The sequence below is a fragment of the Litoribrevibacter euphylliae genome (assembly GCF_042646085.1).
GTDB lineage: Bacteria > Pseudomonadota > Gammaproteobacteria > Pseudomonadales > Litoribrevibacteraceae > Litoribrevibacter > Litoribrevibacter euphylliae.
Genome location: NZ_JBHRSZ010000007.1, coordinates 779,874 through 797,417, shown reverse-complemented (window position 1 = coordinate 797,417; position 17,544 = coordinate 779,874). Strand labels below are relative to the sequence as shown.

13 protein-coding genes are annotated in these 17,544 nt (G+C 46.0%); 6 read left to right on the top strand and 7 right to left on the bottom strand.

The window, feature by feature from the left end:
- Window positions 1-49: 49 nt before the first annotated feature.
- Together ACFOEK_RS18730 and ACFOEK_RS18725 are read left to right on the top strand one after the other, a co-directional pair.
- Window positions 50-1,654, top strand: a complete 1,605-nt coding sequence (locus ACFOEK_RS18730; protein ID WP_386723001.1) for a phytoene desaturase family protein — start codon at window positions 50-52, stop codon at window positions 1,652-1,654.
- A 187-nt stretch (window positions 1,655-1,841) separates the two neighbouring features.
- Window positions 1,842-2,306, top strand: coding sequence for a hypothetical protein (locus tag ACFOEK_RS18725; RefSeq protein ID WP_386723000.1), 465 nt, complete (start codon window positions 1,842-1,844; stop codon window positions 2,304-2,306).
- Window positions 2,307-2,403: 97 nt separating this feature from the next.
- Here the strand turns inward: ACFOEK_RS18725 and ACFOEK_RS18720 are convergent, their stop codons facing one another.
- Together ACFOEK_RS18720 and glnK are read right to left on the bottom strand one after the other, a co-directional pair.
- Window positions 2,404-3,681 carry an ammonium transporter gene (locus ACFOEK_RS18720; RefSeq protein ID WP_386722999.1) on the bottom strand — a complete coding sequence of 426 codons (1,278 nt, stop codon included), beginning with the start codon at window positions 3,679-3,681 and terminating at the stop codon, window positions 2,404-2,406.
- An 87-nt stretch (window positions 3,682-3,768) separates the two neighbouring features.
- Entirely contained in the window at window positions 3,769-4,107 is a 339-nt protein-coding gene (gene glnK, locus ACFOEK_RS18715) for a P-II family nitrogen regulator (protein ID WP_284382534.1), read from the bottom strand.
- A gap of 355 nt (window positions 4,108-4,462) precedes the next feature.
- On the opposite strand from glnK, the gene ACFOEK_RS18710 reads away from it, so the two are divergent.
- The gene (locus tag ACFOEK_RS18710; protein WP_449280228.1) at window positions 4,463-4,717 is read left to right on the top strand and encodes an accessory factor UbiK family protein; all 255 of its coding nucleotides are present in this window, start codon (window positions 4,463-4,465) and stop codon (window positions 4,715-4,717) included.
- Between the two features lie 39 nt (window positions 4,718-4,756).
- Here the strand turns inward: ACFOEK_RS18710 and ACFOEK_RS18705 are convergent, their stop codons facing one another.
- Window positions 4,757-5,482, bottom strand: a complete 726-nt coding sequence (locus ACFOEK_RS18705) for a substrate-binding periplasmic protein (protein WP_386722998.1) — start codon at window positions 5,480-5,482, stop codon at window positions 4,757-4,759.
- A 1-nt stretch (window position 5,483) separates the two neighbouring features.
- Entirely contained in the window at window positions 5,484-7,139 is a 1,656-nt protein-coding gene (locus ACFOEK_RS18700; protein WP_386722997.1) for an ABC transporter substrate-binding protein, read from the bottom strand.
- Between the two features lie 338 nt (window positions 7,140-7,477).
- Between ACFOEK_RS18700 and ACFOEK_RS18695 the strand changes: the two genes are divergently transcribed.
- Complete coding sequence (locus ACFOEK_RS18695) at window positions 7,478-8,998, top strand: YifB family Mg chelatase-like AAA ATPase (protein ID WP_386722996.1); 1,521 nt, start codon at window positions 7,478-7,480, stop codon at window positions 8,996-8,998.
- A gap of 36 nt (window positions 8,999-9,034) precedes the next feature.
- On the opposite strand, the gene ACFOEK_RS18690 is transcribed toward ACFOEK_RS18695, so the two are convergent.
- On the bottom strand, window positions 9,035-9,601 hold the full coding sequence (locus ACFOEK_RS18690) for an acyloxyacyl hydrolase (protein ID WP_386722995.1): 567 nt from the start codon (window positions 9,599-9,601) through the stop codon (window positions 9,035-9,037).
- A 324-nt stretch (window positions 9,602-9,925) separates the two neighbouring features.
- On the opposite strand from ACFOEK_RS18690, the gene rep reads away from it, so the two are divergent.
- Window positions 9,926-11,965, top strand: a complete 2,040-nt coding sequence (gene rep / locus ACFOEK_RS18685) for a DNA helicase Rep (RefSeq protein WP_386722994.1) — start codon at window positions 9,926-9,928, stop codon at window positions 11,963-11,965.
- A gap of 27 nt (window positions 11,966-11,992) precedes the next feature.
- Here the strand turns inward: rep and ACFOEK_RS18680 are convergent, their stop codons facing one another.
- Complete coding sequence (locus tag ACFOEK_RS18680) at window positions 11,993-14,530, bottom strand: putative bifunctional diguanylate cyclase/phosphodiesterase (protein WP_386722993.1); 2,538 nt, start codon at window positions 14,528-14,530, stop codon at window positions 11,993-11,995.
- 414 nt (window positions 14,531-14,944) lie between these two features.
- Window positions 14,945-15,361, bottom strand: a complete 417-nt coding sequence (locus ACFOEK_RS18675; protein ID WP_386722992.1) for a c-type cytochrome — start codon at window positions 15,359-15,361, stop codon at window positions 14,945-14,947.
- 417 nt (window positions 15,362-15,778) lie between these two features.
- Here ACFOEK_RS18675 and ACFOEK_RS18670 point away from each other — a divergent pair, with 417 nt between their 5' ends.
- Complete coding sequence (locus tag ACFOEK_RS18670; protein ID WP_386722991.1) at window positions 15,779-17,458, top strand: CocE/NonD family hydrolase; 1,680 nt, start codon at window positions 15,779-15,781, stop codon at window positions 17,456-17,458.
- The last annotated feature ends 86 nt before the right edge of the window (window positions 17,459-17,544 follow it).

Genomic DNA, 17,544 nt, shown 5'->3' with positions numbered 1-17,544 from the left:
TTTCACCCTACATTAGAACTGAATAAAAATAATACAGTGAGATTTGACCATGGTTAGAACAGGAAAACGATATCGTACTGGCAGAGCCGAGGACCATTATGACGCCATTGTTATTGGCTCTGGTATTGGAGGACTCTGTAATGCAGCATTACTTTCCAAGCTTGGAAAGAAAGTATGCGTCCTTGAGCAACACTACACGGCTGGCGGCTACACCCACAGCTACGAACGAAACGGTTACGAATGGGATGTAGGCGTGCATTACGTTGGGGAAGTACACAAGCCATGGTCTATGATCCGAAAAGTCTTTGATGCGATTTCTGACAAAAAGTTAGAATGGGCCCCTATGGATGACCTCTACGATAAAATCATCATCAATGACGAAGTCTATAATTTTTATGCAGGGCGCGGCCCCTTCAAGGAAGAACTCAAAAAGCACTTTCCAAACGAAGCCAAAGCGATTGACACCTACGTGGATTTATTAAGTGATGTCAGTAGCAAAGTTCCTAAGTTCTTTGCCGGACAAGCGCTGCCACGACGTTTTGGTAGGCTCTACAACAAAGTCCGCAATGTCATCCTGCCGAAGTATTTCTTCCAAACAACCCGCGAAGTCTTAGAAGATCTCACTCAAGATCAAAAACTGATTGGCGTACTTACCGGCCAATGGGGTGACTATGGGCTTCCTCCTGGTGAAGCCAGTTTTATGATGCATGCTATGGTCGCCAAGCATTACATTGCAGGCGGTAACTACCCGGTTGGCGGGTCATGGCAGATCGCCAATAAGATCATTCCTGTCATTCAAAAGAGCGGCGGTGAAGTCTTCACCTATGCAGGCGTTGATAAAGTCCTCATAAAAAACAATAAAGCCATCGGCGTACAGCTTCAAAATGGCGATCAAATCTATGCAGATCAAGTGGTCAGCAATATAGGCGTACTACCCACGCTTCAACGATTATTACCCGAACAAGCCTCTAAAAAATATAATCTAAAGCATGTCGAGAAGGGCGTAAAATTATCCTCTGCCCATCTCTGTATTTATGCTGGATTCAAAGGCTCCTCTGAAGAATTGGGCATTAACAAAACCAATCTGTGGATTTACCCAGATTACGATCACGACAGTAACGTAAGGGTTTATAAAGAAAAACCTGAAGGCAACCTGCCTCTGATCTACATCTCGTTCCCATCAGCGAAAGATCCAACCTGGGATGAGCGTTATCCCGGTCGATCTACGGTTGAGATTGTCACGGTCGGAGAGTGGCAAAACTTTGCGCCATGGTCTGACTCAACCTGGAACAAGCGAGGTGAAGACTACGAAACCCTCAAAGAACGCATTGCTCAAGACATGCTGGAAGTACTGTACAAAGAAATGCCACAACTCCGTGATGCATTGGATTATTACGAGCTATCAACTCCTATCTCAACTCAATGGTTCCAATGGAATTTAGAAGGTGAAATTTATGGCGTGGATCACACAGTGGAACGTTTCAAACAAGATTGGTTACATCCGGAAACACCGATTAAAAACTTCTACCTTACTGGAGCGGATGTTGTCACGGCTGGTGTTGGAGGCGCACTCATGGGCGGCGTTATGACGACCTCCTGCATGCTAGGACTGAAAGATGGTTATAAAGTCATAAAACTCATAAAAAATGCTTAGCCCATAATGAAAGGCCAGTAATATTACTGGCCATCTCTTATCAACACGTAAGCCATGAACGAACTTCCATCTAGGTTTTGTTCGCTTTTTGACCACATGACACATTTTAACAAAGAAAAGACTCCTATAATCTGTAAGAATATCGAATTACAAATAATAACTTAAAATTACATTTCAGGATCATGTTATGAAAACCCTCAAACCAATCAAAGAGCTGTCCTGCATTTCTTTTGCAATAATAGCCTTCTCAGGTTCGGTCTATGCAGTGGAACCATTAACGGATACTGAAATGGGCGAAACCGTTGTACTCGACCCATTCGGTGCAACCGCAGCAGGCGGTCAAATTGATACGACCCTTTCAGCTCGTGAAGAAAGCGCGATTAATGCGGATGAAGCGAATCAAACTCTAGCTAATGACCCTAACTCTAAACAGCTACCCATTACATCAGAAGATTACTCATCCGCAACTGAACAACCAGAGGTAGCTCATACAACAACTAACTATTATGACGGAATTAACATTAATTCATTAGGCACAATTGATCGAGTGCACATAGAAAAACTGATTGATAATACGGGAGCTAATAGAGGCTCTCGAACAGTCCAAAATATTAACGTTAATAGCGCAGCAAGTATCTATCACTTTAGATAACCCGTTTTACTTTAATCTCTAATCTCACACTAGAAATTATTGATTCATAAATACAAAAAAGGCTCCCGAAGGAGCCTTTTTATTGCGCAAGAAGCAATTACTTCTGAGTGAACTCTGGGTATGCATCCATACCGCATTCTGCCAAGTCCACACCTTCGTATTCTTCTTCTTCTGTAACTCGAATACCAACTACAGCCTTCAAGATTGCCCAAACAACCAAGCTTGCAACAAATACCCATATAAAGATAGTTAGTGCACCTAGGAATTGAGCGGCAAAGTGAGTACCGTCATTAGTAAACGGAACTACCATCACGCCGAACAAGCCAACCACACCATGCACAGAAATAGCACCTACAGGATCATCAATCTTGATCTTATCCATTGCAATAATAGAAAGAACAACGATTAGACCACCTACAAAACCAATTACTGTTGCAGATAGGGCAGTAGGAGTATCTGGTCCAGCAGTAATAGCAACCAGACCCGCCAAAGCTCCGTTCAATGCCATCGTAAGATCAGCTTTCTTAAACATAATACGAGCAAGCAATAAAGCACCAATCAGACCACCAGCAGCAGCTGCGTTAGTGTTCATGAATACAACAGCGACAGCATTCGCACTTTCTACACTAGCCAAGGCAAGTACAGAACCACCATTGAAGCCAAACCAACCTAACCAAAGAATGAATGTACCAAGTGTAGCTAGCGGAAGGTTTGCACCAGGAATCGCATTCACCTCACCGTTAGGACCGTATTTACCTTTACGAGCACCTAGTAAAAGAACACCTGCCAATGCTGCTGCTGCACCTGCCATATGAACAATGCCAGAACCAGCAAAATCAGTGAAACCATAGTACGTCATTTCACCGTCAACTACTTCATTTTCAATTAAAGACCCTAGGTTAAACAAACCAAAGACATCTGCACCACCCCAAGTCCAAGACCCCTCTAACGGATAAATAACAGCAGTCATAACAACAGCAAAAGCAAGGAATGACCATAGCTTCATACGCTCAGCAACTGCACCAGAAACAATTGACATCGCTGTAGCAACAAAAACTACTTGAAAGAAGAAGTCTGCTGATGGGGCATAAGTAGCAGGATCTTCAGCACCTGTGACACCATTCGCCTCTATGCCACTAAGCATAAATAGCTCTGCAGCACCGTTATACATAATCGCATAACCACAAACCATGTACATAGTGCATGAGATTGCGAATAGCGCGACGTTTTTCGTCAGAATTTCTGTGGTATTTTTAGAACGTACCAACCCTGCTTCTAGCATGGCGAAACCAGCTGCCATCCACATTACCAGTGCACCACACACTAGGAAATAAAATGTATCAACCGCATACTGCAGTTGACTTACGTCATTCATTACCTGTTCCATCTTCAGCCCTCCGAATGAGCCTGTTCTATCTTATAAATCTGTAACTTAACTGTTTTCAGGTGAGAGGCTTACGGATTAAACCGCGTCAGCGCCAGTTTCACCGGTACGAATACGAATCGCTTGCTCCAGGCTGGTCACGAAAATTTTACCGTCACCGATTTTGCCTGTGTTCGCTGCTTTGCTGATCGCATCGATCACTTGATCTGTTAGATCTTCTGAGATTGCTGCTTCGATTTTTACTTTTGGTAGAAAATCAACAACATACTCAGCACCGCGATAAAGTTCGGTATGGCCTTTTTGACGACCAAAGCCTTTTACTTCAGTAACGGTGATCCCTTGAACGCCGATCTCAGATAATGCTTCACGTACATCATCTAATTTGAACGGCTTAATAATTGCGGTTACCAATTTCATGGTGTTCTCCCTAAGAGTTATTAGCCTAAAAATTGAGTTATAACGTTTTGGATCTGCTTTCTAATTCCTGTTGAAAGCTCAATCCGATATACCCCTCTTTGAGCATGGACTGTGCCCATTTTCAAAAAGCTTTATTTTTCATTAAGTTACAGATAAAAATTTTGAACAGACCTAAATCATTCGGATTAACCCAGGCCATTGACTAAAATTTATGCACAAATTTGATGCACAAGCATTAAAGTCGACCCCACTATAGCGCATTTCAATAATTATTCGCCAGAATGAGGCACATAGATGGTTCATTCAGACATTCTAAGTTAGGATGTCCGCAGACAGATTAGATGTGGAGATTGGTATGATTCCTAATGACTTGCTGAACACGCTGGCATCGCAACTAACACAAGCATTACCCGGTGCTTCAGGTGCAGCCAGAATGGCTCAAGAAGAACTGCATAACAATGTAAAGATCCTGTTATCTTCAGCGCTTAGCAAACTGGACCTAGTAACACGGGAAGAGTTCGATGCGCAGACAGAAGTTCTACACAGAACCCGAGCAATGGTTGAAGCACTAGAAAAAAAGGTGTCTGAGCTGGAACAAAACAAGGCATAAACGCCTCACTCAAAAAGCGTCAAAATAGTGCAGTGCACATTATCGTTCATAGCGACGCACTATTTTGGCAATCTCAAGCGTACGATACAGGCCGGTTAACTCTTCCTGTAGATCAGCAATCAAGGATTCTGGCATCGATAAATGGCACGCCATGGCGCTGATGCTGGTAAAAAAAATGAATTCTTCGTCAAACTTGTGCTCTTGCGCTTCCAACATATACGGCACATTGTACACATCGGCTGCCCAGACATTCGCTCGACCCAAGGACACCATGGTCGCCGCCATATCATCCTGCAGCGTTTCAATCACCCGAATACCAAAGCCACTCAGGTACTCCTTCAAACCACTCCCCAGATAAGTCACAACTTTAAATGACTTTAAATCGGCGAGGGTATTTAACTCAATGGTACTATTTTCCAAGGTATAAAAAGCGTAACGATTGATCATAATCGGGCCGACCCATTGGAAATCTGCCTCTCGTTCCTGATTTCTCTGAAGCGGGAAAATACAGGTATTTATATTGGTCTTTGCGTAACGATAAGCTCGCTTTGAAGGCATCAATTTCCAGTTTTTCTTTATATTCGCTCGCTGAAAAATCAAATTAGCAATGTCGACCGTCATACCATTAATATGCCCTGACTCATCGACCCAAGCGTACGGCTTAGACTCATGCGTTACTAAAGTAACAATATCCGCCCCCCAGACTCGACTCCCCAGCAAGCAGGCATTCATTAAGATAACCACTAACCAAGCCACCTTGCGCATTTTAATCCTCCAGCCAACTGGATAGCGACGCCTCGTAACTAAAGGTCTTACCTGCTGGTTTTTCATCCAACCTCTGAGCCTTTGGTGCGCCTGGTTGGTTTAACCAAAAGCTGCGATAGCGTTTGGGCTTCAACTGAGGCGCACAATCAACACGAGCAAAGGTCATTGAAACTAAATCCGTCTCCATACCCTGGGCCATCTTACTCATCGCTTCCTGAGGCGAAGCCTTACCTTCGATGGCATCAGCCACATTACTCCACCAATGACGAGATAACTTAGTATAATCGGGGACATTAATACCTGTCGGCGTCCACCGCTCACGCGCAGGGCTTCGGTAAAACTCAACCAAACCTCCCAGCTTAGGCGCCATCTCAGTCATGCTTTCCGACTCAATATCCGAACGCCGAATCGGTGTTAAGCCTACCAAGGTCTTTTTTAGAGAAACCGTCTTAGATACGAGGAACTGTGCATACAACCACGCCGCATTTCGACGATTTTCCGGTGTACTTTTAAGAAACGTCCATGAACCAGCATCCTGATAACCTAATTTCATGCCCTTTTCCCAATACGCACCTTTAGGTGAAGGCGCCATTCGCCATTTGGTAGTGCCATCTTCATTTAACAAACCCAATTCAGGGTCGGACAACGCCGCAGTAAACGCCGTATACCAGAAAATCTGTTGTGCGATGTTTCCTTGTCCCGGAACAGCGCCAGCCTGAGTAAAGTTCATGGTTTTAGCTTCAGCTGGCGCAAATCGATTTAACCAATCGATGTAACGATTAAGTGCATAGACAGCCGCAGGCCCGTCCAAAGCGCCACCTCGCTCTACCGACACTGCCACTGGACGACACCCTTCCATACGAATGCCCCATTCATCCACCGGTAAGCCATTAGGAATGCCCGGGTCTCCTGTCCCCGCCATAGACAACCAGGCGTCCGAGAAACGCCAACCCAACGAAGGATCACGCCGACCATAATCCATATGGCCATACACTCGTACCCCATCAATCTCTTTCACATGAACAGAGAAAAATTCTGCAATATCTTCGTAAGCCGACCAATTGGCCGGCACATTTAATTCATAGCCATAGAGCGCCTGAAACTGACGCTTCAACTCGGGTCGAGAAAACCAGTCATGGCGATACCAATAGAGATTAGCAAACTGTTGATCAGGCAATTGATAGATCACTCCATCAGGCCCAGAAGTGAATTTAATGCCGATAAAATCATCAATATCCAGAGTAGGCAGGGTTATGGCCTCGTTCATCATGATCTCAGAAATCGGCAACACCGCGCCCTGTCGAAAGTGGGCTCCAATCAAATCACTGTCATTGATATAGCCGTCATATAGATTTATTCCGGTCGTAATTTGCGTTGATAACTTCTTGATGACATCGTCTTCACCAGTCAACTCATGGTACACACGAATGCCCGTAATCTCATAAAAGGCTTTGGCCAACTGGGTCGCTTCATACCAGTGCGTATCGATCCGTTCGGACGTCACTCGAATGACAACATCTTGATAAGGCTGAGCGGCCTCAGCAAACCAGTACAATTCTTTTTTCTGATCTTGTTTGCTGAGCGTGGAAGGCGTGAACTCAGTATCAAGCCACCGTTCAATGGCCTGTTGTTGACTATCAGAGGGTTCAAATGCCATTAGATGGAAGGAACTAAAACAAAGCAGCGGAAAACACATAGCTAACCGTATAAAACTATGCCTAAACATACAATTTAATGAACGCAGTTCCCTCATGAATAGTGTGTGCCCAACGTCGGAAGAAGTGTGACGTGCACAGCTAACCTCTTTGTCTGTCTAATTATTTTCTTTTAGTTTAGGAAGAAAATACGTTCTCGGCTAATAAGAAATCCTCAAAGAACTGAACACCTTATTCGTTCTGCGTCAGCCAATGGTGTGATTTAACGATTCAAGCTCTGCCTAGGGTGGCACCACCTTCTTACAGTGGATAAACCTTACAGCAACAGGAACACAACACTATGTCATTGGCCGTCATACATACGCGAGCAGCTTTAGGCTTGAATGCGCCTCTCGTTACCGTCGAAACCCATATTTCAGGCGGGTTGCCATCTTTATCAATCGTAGGCTTACCTGAAACAGCCGTTAAAGAAAGTAAGGACCGTGTACGTAGTGCCATTATTAACAGTGAGTTTGAATTCCCGCTCGGCCGAATCACCATTCATCTAGGGCCTGCCGACCTTCCCAAAGAAGGCGGTCGTTATGACTTAGCCATTGCCATCAGCATTCTCGCCGCCTCAAACCAAATCAAAGCCGATCAATTGAGCAATTATGAAATCATAGGCGAGTTATCTTTATCTGGCGAAGTACGTTCCGTTCGTGCCATATTGCCCTCTGCCATTGCCGCTGATCACGCAGGAAAAGTAGCGATCGTACCTTACCTTAATGCGGAAGAAGCCTGTCTTCCCGGCAACAATCCGGTGCTTGCCATCAAACACCTGTCCGAACTATGTGCCCACCTCAACGAATTAACGACGCTCGACCACTACTCAACCAAGGATGTCCAAGACAAAACACAAGATACCTCTTTTCAGCTTTGCCTCTCCGACATCAAAGGCCAACCGCAAGCGAAACGGGCGCTCGAGATCGCCGCAGCAGGAAACCATAATTTACTAATGTCAGGCCCTCCCGGAACGGGGAAAACCATGCTGGCCAGCCGACTGACCAGCATCTTGCCGGAAGTGTCCCATCAAGAGTCGCTGGAAATCGCCAAAGTTCAATCCATCAGCAACCCCTTGAACATTAACCAATGGAAACGACGACCCTTTAGAACGCCTCATCACAGCTCATCTGCGGCGGCATTAGTGGGTGGCGGATCAACCCCAAAACCGGGAGAAATCACCCAATCTCATTTAGGCGTATTATTTTTAGACGAGTTACCAGAGTTCGACCGCAAGGTATTGGAAGTATTAAGAGAGCCCTTGGAAAGTGGAGAAATCACCATTTCCCGAGCAAGGCATCAGATCACATACCCTGCCCAGTTCCAGCTCATTGCAGCTATGAATCCAACCCCTTGTGGCAAAGTCTGCGGACCAAACGACATCTGTTACTGCACTCCGGCGAAAATCGAAAAATATCGCAGCAAAATTTCAGGCCCTTTATTAGATCGAATTGATCTGCAAATTGAAGTTAATCTCATTCCAAAGGAACTGTTGGTCGCAGGCAGCTCACAGCAAGAAGAAACCAGCCAAACCGTGAAACAGCGAGTTGAACGCGCCCGGAACCGACAACTGCTACGAACCAATAAACCAAACAGCATGTTGTCCACCAAGGAAATCGAAGCCCACTGCCAAATCAGCCAAGCCGATTTTGATCTGATGAATCAAGCCATTGAACAGCTGGGGTTATCCGCTCGCTCCTATCATAGAATCTTAAAAGTCGCTCGTACCGTTGCGGATTTGGAAGACAGCGAGTTAATCTCCACGACCCACCTCACCGAAGCCCTAAGCTATCGAAAGCTCGACTTTCATCGCCGCCAATAGCGCCATTGCAAAGCGACACAGGAACCTTCTGAAAGACTAATAGAACCAATGAAAGCGAATGCCGGTATTATCCAACCCCTGATTCCGATCTTCACAAAAACCGCCATGGGAGAGGTGATCGGTCAATACAGATAAGGCCCACTGATTTGAAGAACCGGAAAACCGCCAACCAACTTCAATGGCTTCACGAAACAACACGCGACACCCTAGCCCTCTGCGCTTACTTTCAGGTTCACGCTTCCCGTTATGCACCGAAAGGCCCAAGAACGGGATAATGAACAGACCTGAGTTATCTGCATCCTCAAAGAGGTCAATCTCCCAACTGACACCAGAATACAGATAGCTGGTATTCCCTATACCATTGAGCATAAAACCAAAGGTCGGTTCTGCATCCCAAAAGATATTTATTGGAGAAAAAACAACTTCGCCATTGAAGTCGGTGCCATGCTCGACTCGACTCGAAATCAACCCTTTATTATGAGCAAACACACCTAAACGAAGTTTTGTCGCATTGTAGTCATTATCTTCAGCTGCACTTAATGAGGGTGGACAAGCACCGCTTATCAGAAGGCACCATACCAAGAGCATCAGACCACTACGCACTATAGATACACCTCACAAAAAGACCCTGTTAAAGCCTCTGTGCCATTAAGGAGCGTACCATTCAAGTCAGTACTATCCACACCAGCACTACATGCTACAGAGTCCTTTCCAATAAAGGCATAAGAATAAGTATTAGAGGTATTGCTCAGTTAACCAATCGTATTTTTAGATGGATCAGGGAGGTCTTTACGGGGAAACGAACGGCATTATGTAAACTGTCGGGAAATTACTCTGACACTTCACTATTTTTCGTCTTTTTTACTGCTGTTTCTGGTAGAATCCGCGAACTCTCTTCACTGCTACTTAGACCCTGCCAGACACCTTATGACAGCCATAGAAAAGCGTATTCAACAGCTCAATGACCGACAACAGGAAGCGTGTAAATACATCAGCACACCGCTTCTTGTGATTGCAGGAGCTGGCAGTGGTAAAACCAGCGTGATTACCACCAAGATCGCTTATCTCATTGATACCTGTGGTATCAAGGCACACAACATCGTCGCCGTGACCTTTACCAATAAAGCCGCACGCGAGATGAAAGAGCGTGTCGGGCAGTTAGTCAAAGGCAAAGCCAGTCGAGGACTGACCGTCTCGACCTTTCACAACTTGGGTTTAAACATCATTCGCAAAGAGTGTAAGGCTCTGGGTTACAAGTCCGGCTTTTCAATTTTCGATCAGCAAGATGCATTGAGCCTGATTAAAGAAATCATGATCCGCCAATACGACGATGATGGCGGCATGGCCGAGCAAATTCAGAATCAGATTTCCAACTGGAAAAATGAAATGCTGATGCCGGAAGACTTAATGAACGTCACCGGTTCGCCGGAAGAAGTGGCCGCTGCAGTGGTTTATGAACACTATAATCGCTACCTCAAAGCCTATAACGCCGTCGACTTTGACGATCTGATTCTACTGCCAACGCTGTTATTCCAGAACAATCCGGCCATTCTTGATAAATGGCAACGCAAAGTACATTACATGTTGGTGGACGAATATCAGGACACCAACACCAGTCAGTATTTGCTGGTTAAGCAACTGGTTGGTATGCGCTCGCAATTCACCGTGGTAGGCGACGATGATCAGTCTATCTACGCTTGGCGTGGTGCTCGACCAGAAAACTTAACCCAGTTAAAAGTCGATTTTCCAAGCTTAAGAGTCGTAAAGTTGGAGCAGAACTATCGCTCTACCAGCCGCATACTGAAAGCCGCCAACATTCTTATTGCCAACAATCCCCACGAATTCGATAAAAAACTGTGGTCGGATTACGGCATGGGCGAAGAGATCCGGGTTATCGCCTGTAAAAGTGAAGACGCCGAAGCCGAACGCGTAGCCTCAGACATCATCGAGCAGCGTCTTCGCCGAGGCAATCATTACAGTGACTACGCCATTCTCTATCGCGGTAATCACCAATCACGACTGATAGAAATGAAACTTCAGTCCTACCAGATCCCCTACAATTTATCTGGCGGTACCAGCTTCTTCTCGCGCGCTGAAGTGAAAGACATCATGGCGTACCTTAAGCTGATCGTGAACCCTGACGATGACAATGCCTTCCTACGCATTATCAACATTCCAAGACGCGAGATCGGCCCAACCACACTTGAAAAGCTGAGTGGATTGGCTAACCAGCGTAATGTCAGCTTGTTTGACGCCTGTGATGACATTGGCCTCAATCAAGTACTGTCAGAAAAGGCGACTGAACGATTGCGTCAGTTTAGAGACTGGATGTTACGCGTCACACAAAATTGCTATCAAGGCAACGCCATCGATGCCGTTACCGAAATGATTCGAGACATCGATTATGAAGCCTGGCTTCATCAAACCAGTAACAGCCCGGCGCAAGCAGAGAAGCGCATGAACAACATCTGGTTTCTGGTGGAATCGCTGCAACGCTCCATCCACCGGGCACAAGAAGACGGCGACGAAGGCGACATCGAAGACGCAATTGCTAAGCTGGTGCTGCGGGACATGATGGAACGTCAGGAGGAAGAGGAAGAAACCGACAAAGTTCAACTAATGACGCTTCACGCCTCGAAGGGTCTGGAATATCCCAATGTCTATATCATGGGCATGGAAGAAGAACTGTTGCCACACCGCAACAGTATCGATGACGACAACATCGAAGAAGAACGACGTTTGATGTATGTGGGAATTACCCGCGCCAAGCGAGTGTTAACACTTACTTACGCCGCTAAACGCAAGCAGTATGGTGAGATATTTAACACTACACCAAGCCGCTTCCTGGAAGAATTACCACAAGAAGATTTAACCTGGCAGGGAGTAAAGTCAAAGGAAGATCCTGAAAAGCTGAAAGCACACGGTCAGGCAACCTTAAGCAGTTTAAAGTCACTGCTAGGTGACTGAACCAATCACAGCGAAAGACGGAAAAGACTAAACCGTTTCATCGCTGGTGATGATATCCAGCACATCGGCATTCAGATAGTTAGACGCCTTCTTCTGCACATCGCCTTTTGCCAACACATCCGGCAGTTCATGCTCATCAATCGGTCTAGAGAGTAAAAAGCCTTGAGCACTGTCGCAGTTATGCTCTTTCAGAAACAGCAAGTGCTCTTGAGTCTCGACCCCTTCTGCCACCACGTACTTATTCAGCTTATGCGCCAAATCGATCACCGACGTCACAATATGACGGCTTTCTTCACTTTCGTTGGTCGGCGCGATAAAGCTACGATCCAGCTTAATTACATCCACCGGCAGTTGACGTAAATAACTTAAGGACGAATAGCCGGTTCCAAAATCATCCAAGGCCACGGTCACGCCCAAATCGTTGGCCTGTTTCATCACCGATGCCGCCAACTCACTGTTATGAATCAGCACGTTTTCAGTAATTTCCAATTCCAAGCGATCACCAGGCATGTCTTGCAAACAAGCACTAAGGTGATCCACCAACTTATCATCACAGAACTGACGCGCCGACAAATTCACCGCCAACTTAAATTGACCTAGCCCCGAGCGCTCAAGCCCACGGATAATATTCAAACCATGACTGATCACCCAACGCCCCAACTGGAAGATCATCTCACCTTGCTCCATTTGAGGAATAAAGTGATTCGGCATGATCAGCCCTTTTTCTGGATGACGCCAACGAACAAGGGCTTCAAAGCCATCCAGCACGCCCGATTCAAGGCAGTATTTCGGCTGTAAGAACAAACAGAACTGATCATTATCCAGCGCCGTTTGGAGCTCGGATTCCAACTCCAACGCTTTCGAAATATCGATCAACATCTGATCGTTAAAGAAGTGGAAGCTGTTCTTGCCTTCGTCCTTGGCAGCGTACATTGCCATGTCAGCCTGACGAGTTAAGTCTTCAGGACTGCTGTCCGGATTATCACAACAGACCACTCCAATACTGGCGGTAATGGTTAAAACGCGCTGATCTACTTCAACCGGTTTACGGAACTCAGCCAAGACTTTCTTGAGAAATACATGAATGTCGTCCGGGTCTTTAAGATGACGGCAGATAATCGCGAACTCATCGCCACCCAGACGGCACAAGGTATCGTGTCTGGTAATAAGTGTCTGAATTCGGCGAGACATCTGTACCAACAGATTGTCGCCAGCCATGTGCCCTAAGGTTTCATTAACCCGCTTAAAACCATCCAAATCTAGGAACACTAAGCCCACAGATTCGTCGGGATGATCTCGCAAATCATTGACCGCTTCTCGTAATTCATGAACAAACAGAGAACGGTTCGGCAAGTGTGTCAGAGTGTCATACATCGCCAAACGTTCTAATTCGCCGGTTCTTAACTCCACTTCACGACTGAGAAATTCCAAACGACGAGACAAATCCACAGTTGCCACATCCAGCTGATCCACTTCGTTGTAATGGCTACCATGATCCGGTGCTAAACGACTGCGGACCAGTTCGTATTCACCATCGGCCAACAGCGGCAAGGTTTGATTATGCAACGCGATGCGTTGAACCGGACGCCACAATAAAGTCACCCCCACCAGCACCGATAACATTCCGGCCAACAAAGCAAACAACAGCGAGAACATCATCAACTGGCGACTGCTTTGCTGTTCTTCTGTCAAATCCGATGCAACCAATAACACATCACCGTGTTGATTGATTTCCAAAGCCCATAAGGCCCAGGCTTTTTCCTGCATCAATAACTGCTGACCGGCATTGATCAGTTCCTTCAAACTGTGAGTGCGACTGGCATAATTCAGTACGTCATTGGTTAGCACCTGACTGGACGATGACATCAAGCCCACATTCCAGTTCGCCATCCGGCCTAAATAGCTGGACTCGCCTGCCACACCCAGAGCCAACTCGACATTGAACGAACGCCCCATCGCAGCAACCACATCAGAAATCGATTGCGCTATCACCATTACGTAGCGTTTTCCGCCATCGAGTAAAACAGGAACACCTATATATAAGCGGCAATCATCAGAACAATGAATTAACGACTCAGGGCGGCTTTTCTGTGGCACCCATTCCAGCAGCGCCGTGACAGGCTGCATACTTACCTGGCCTTTCTGAGCCAACACTTCGGCGCGATCCCCCAACAACACAATGGCGTCGAGTTGACCAAAGAGATTAAGGTTATCCCATTGCAGGTCGATGGCACGCATGAGTGCGGTTAGGTCGGGATCGGCTACTTTGGCTGAATCGCCCGACAAAGTGTGAATACCACCTGCGGTCAGTGCTTCGGTACTGGCGAGCAACATGACTTGATCAGCCACATCCACCAGCCCATCACCAGTCATAGAAATAAGTTGTTTGAAATTGGTTTGATACTTAATGAGCTCGGCTTCAAGTAATCGATCCAAACGTTCGGTCGACCAAATATAGGTCGCTACCGCAAACACGAGTACGATGAGGGACGCAACAAGTGCAAAGGCACTGGCCACCTGAAACTTTAAACTGATAAACTTTGAATCAGCCAAACGAGAGCTCATAAATCCTAGCGCTACTTCTGATGCATTAAAGAAAACATTCTACGGATCAACCGCTCTTTGCTCATTATCTATTCCGTTACTTTATGTCTACAAATAACGGTTTCATGGGAAAAGATTTGATCCAATAAAATGCGAAGCCGAATAAACCACCTTAGCCTGTAAACCAATGATATTCCAGAACTATTTAGAATTGAGCTGCCTTATACCATTAAATTGTAACGCGTCTTGGAACGAGTCGGCTCCAGGATACTGATCAACTATGCCTCAGTACATATTGATATCGGCCACAGAAACAGAATCATAAGAAAGACAGAACAAAGAAGGGAACGCCAAACGCGCAATAAATAGCAGGCATAAAAAATGGGCTAACCTTGATTAGCCCATTTTTAGAAGAATCTTAAATTCTAATGACGCTTAGTTGCTCATGAATTTAATCGCTTCCGATAGTTCTTCATCAGAACAGTCACCGCAGGTGCCTTTCGGTGGCATCGCGTTGATACCGTTGATTGCATTAGCCAATACGCTATCGAACCCTTTCTCTAGACGAGGCGCCCAATCAGCAGCAGCTCCTTTTTTAGGAGCACCCAAAACGCCAACACCGTGACAAGCACCACAGAACGAGTTGTAAACGTCTTCACCAGAACGAGGACCAGAAGCCGAAGCAGACGCAGCACCTGACGCTGCAGCACATTCTTCGCCCTGAATACATACAGAACCTGCTGGCTTGATGCGCTCACGGATTGCATCGTCACTATTTGAGCTCGCAATTGCCAGGGTAGTTAGCATCACGCCTGCAAGTACCGCAACAACTGAACGAATGGCTTTCATCATCTTTCAAGACCTCTGTTATCAGCTAATCAGCCCCATCCTTTTGAAGAAATAAGGCCATATGTATTTTTTGATCGCGCGATTATAACCGCAATAACCACAAAGGCCAAACGGTTGATTCTAAAAGCATAGAGCTATATCAAGATTTTCTTCATCTCTGAAAGATTATGTCGCCTACCCAATCGCTCTGACTATTTTTCGACCAGTTCACATTATCAATTGATCAAACACGACAGCCACGACAAACAAGAACTTTCGGACTATTTACGTCACTTTTAAACCTGCAAGATCACATCAGGCTTGCTACCTTTCCTAAGACATCAGATTACATAGACGGAGGGCCTTTTACCTGAAGCACACAAAATAGTTGTCACTCAAAACGATAGATCCACAACAAAAATAACAATATTGGAGATAAATATGAGTACTCAACGCGTCATTAAGCACGCACATACCCTATCCAAGCAATTCGCTACCGCATTGGTCGTGTTGCTGGTCGTTGGGTTAAGCAGTTATACCCACGCAACCAATTTACTGGCTGGTTTTACCTCTATTCCTGGCCAATTCCCTGACTCCGACCTCTATACCGTCAATGACGACATAGTGGTTACCAGCTTTGATGGCGTTGAATTGACCGCCAATGTATTTGTTCCGACCACAGGCAAGGAAAGCTATCCGGCCATCATCTTTATTAATAGCTGGTCATTAGATGAATACCAATACATTCCTCAAGCCGCGAAACTGGCAGAGCAAGGCTATATCGTATTGAGCTATGCGACGCGTGGCTTTGGTGAGTCCACAGGTGAGATCAATACCGCTGGCCCTAAAGACATGATCGACTTCAGCCGTATGATTGACTGGCTACTGGCCAATACCCCTGCCGATGTTGAACGCATCGGTGTATCAGGAATTTCTTACGGTTCAGGGATCAGCTTACTCGGTGCAGCACACGATGAACGGGTTTCAGCGGTCGTTGCCATGAGCACCTGGGGCGACTTGGTTGAGTCTCTCTATGCTCAGGACACACCACGCCTGATCTGGGGTGGACTGTTAACACTCTTGGGTGAATTGACAGGCAACCCGGAAGAAGACATTGCCAAAAACTACGGTAATCTGATTACTCATAAGAACATCCCGGAAACCTTGGAGTGGGCGTATGGTCGTTCAGCCGTGACTTATGTGGATATTCTAAACGCGCGTAATGTACCTATCTATATTGCCAATAACTATGGCGACAACCTGTTCCAACCCAACCAAGCCCTTGCGTTGTATGAGAAGCTGACCACGCCGAAACGCATCGACTTAAGCCAAGGCATGCACGCCAGTGCTGAACTGTGGGGCTTAATCAATGCAGATAAAGAGCACTATCTTTGGACCAATACCCAGCGCTGGTTTGATCGTTATCTAAAAGGCGAACAAAACGGCATTGATCAAGAATCGGCGTATAACGTAGAGCCAAAATACGCTGACGATCAGTATGAGCAGTTGGAACAATGGCCGAGCCCGCTGGTGCAGGATCAACGCTTGTATCTTCACTCACGCGGTTTGCTAACCAATGGTTCACTGGAAGACAGTCCTTACCGTCCATGGTGGACGCAAACGGATACCATTTTGTCCGGCCTCGACACACTGGCCAATACCGGCGTACCTATGCTGTCGAGCCTAATCGAAGGGGAAATTGATGCACCAGTGCTGACTTCGATTCCTTTCATTAGCCGAGTGAACGGCATTGTCTTTGATACCGGACGTCTCGATCAAACATTACAACTTCGAGGTATTCCGAAGCTTCAACTCAACATCGAACCCAGCAAGTCCAAATATCAGATGGTGGCTTATTTATATGACGTCGATAATGTTGGCATTGGCCGCTTGATCACACACGCCCCGGTAACAGACTACGAAGCCGCAGAAGATCAACGCCAAACCGTTAATATTGACTTGGTAGCAACAGCCTATGACGTACCGGCAGGTCATAAGCTGGCGCTGGTGATCGATACTTTTGACCTACTGTATGCACCACCAACCCTGGAGCTGTATTCGTTAAAGTTTAAGTACCACAAGAATTACCAATCTTGGTTGGATTTGCCGATCAAGCAATAGCCGCAGTCGGGAGTGAGCACTACTAAATAAATAGTAATTATTAAAACACCCACCACACATGCCCTTTAATGATGCCTTGATGGCGT

Excerpts from the sequence above, each read along its gene's own strand:
- ACFOEK_RS18730 (WP_386723001.1), top strand. The coding sequence starts at position 50 with ATGGTTAGAACAGGAAAACGATATCGTACTGGCAGAGCCGAGGACCAT.
- ACFOEK_RS18725 (WP_386723000.1), top strand. The coding sequence starts at position 1,842 with ATGAAAACCCTCAAACCAATCAAAGAGCTGTCCTGCATTTCTTTTGCA.
- ACFOEK_RS18720 (WP_386722999.1), bottom strand. The coding sequence starts at position 3,681 with ATGAATGACGTAAGTCAACTGCAGTATGCGGTTGATACATTTTATTTC.
- glnK (WP_284382534.1), bottom strand. The coding sequence starts at position 4,107 with ATGAAATTGGTAACCGCAATTATTAAGCCGTTCAAATTAGATGATGTA.
- ACFOEK_RS18710 (WP_449280228.1), top strand. The coding sequence starts at position 4,463 with ATGATTCCTAATGACTTGCTGAACACGCTGGCATCGCAACTAACACAA.
- ACFOEK_RS18705 (WP_386722998.1), bottom strand. The coding sequence starts at position 5,482 with ATGCGCAAGGTGGCTTGGTTAGTGGTTATCTTAATGAATGCCTGCTTG.
- ACFOEK_RS18700 (WP_386722997.1), bottom strand. The coding sequence starts at position 7,139 with ATGGCATTTGAACCCTCTGATAGTCAACAACAGGCCATTGAACGGTGG.
- ACFOEK_RS18695 (WP_386722996.1), top strand. The coding sequence starts at position 7,478 with ATGTCATTGGCCGTCATACATACGCGAGCAGCTTTAGGCTTGAATGCG.
- rep (WP_386722994.1), top strand. The coding sequence starts at position 9,926 with ATGACAGCCATAGAAAAGCGTATTCAACAGCTCAATGACCGACAACAG.
- ACFOEK_RS18680 (WP_386722993.1), bottom strand. The coding sequence starts at position 14,530 with ATGAGCTCTCGTTTGGCTGATTCAAAGTTTATCAGTTTAAAGTTTCAG.
- ACFOEK_RS18675 (WP_386722992.1), bottom strand. The coding sequence starts at position 15,361 with ATGATGAAAGCCATTCGTTCAGTTGTTGCGGTACTTGCAGGCGTGATG.
- ACFOEK_RS18670 (WP_386722991.1), top strand. The coding sequence starts at position 15,779 with ATGAGTACTCAACGCGTCATTAAGCACGCACATACCCTATCCAAGCAA.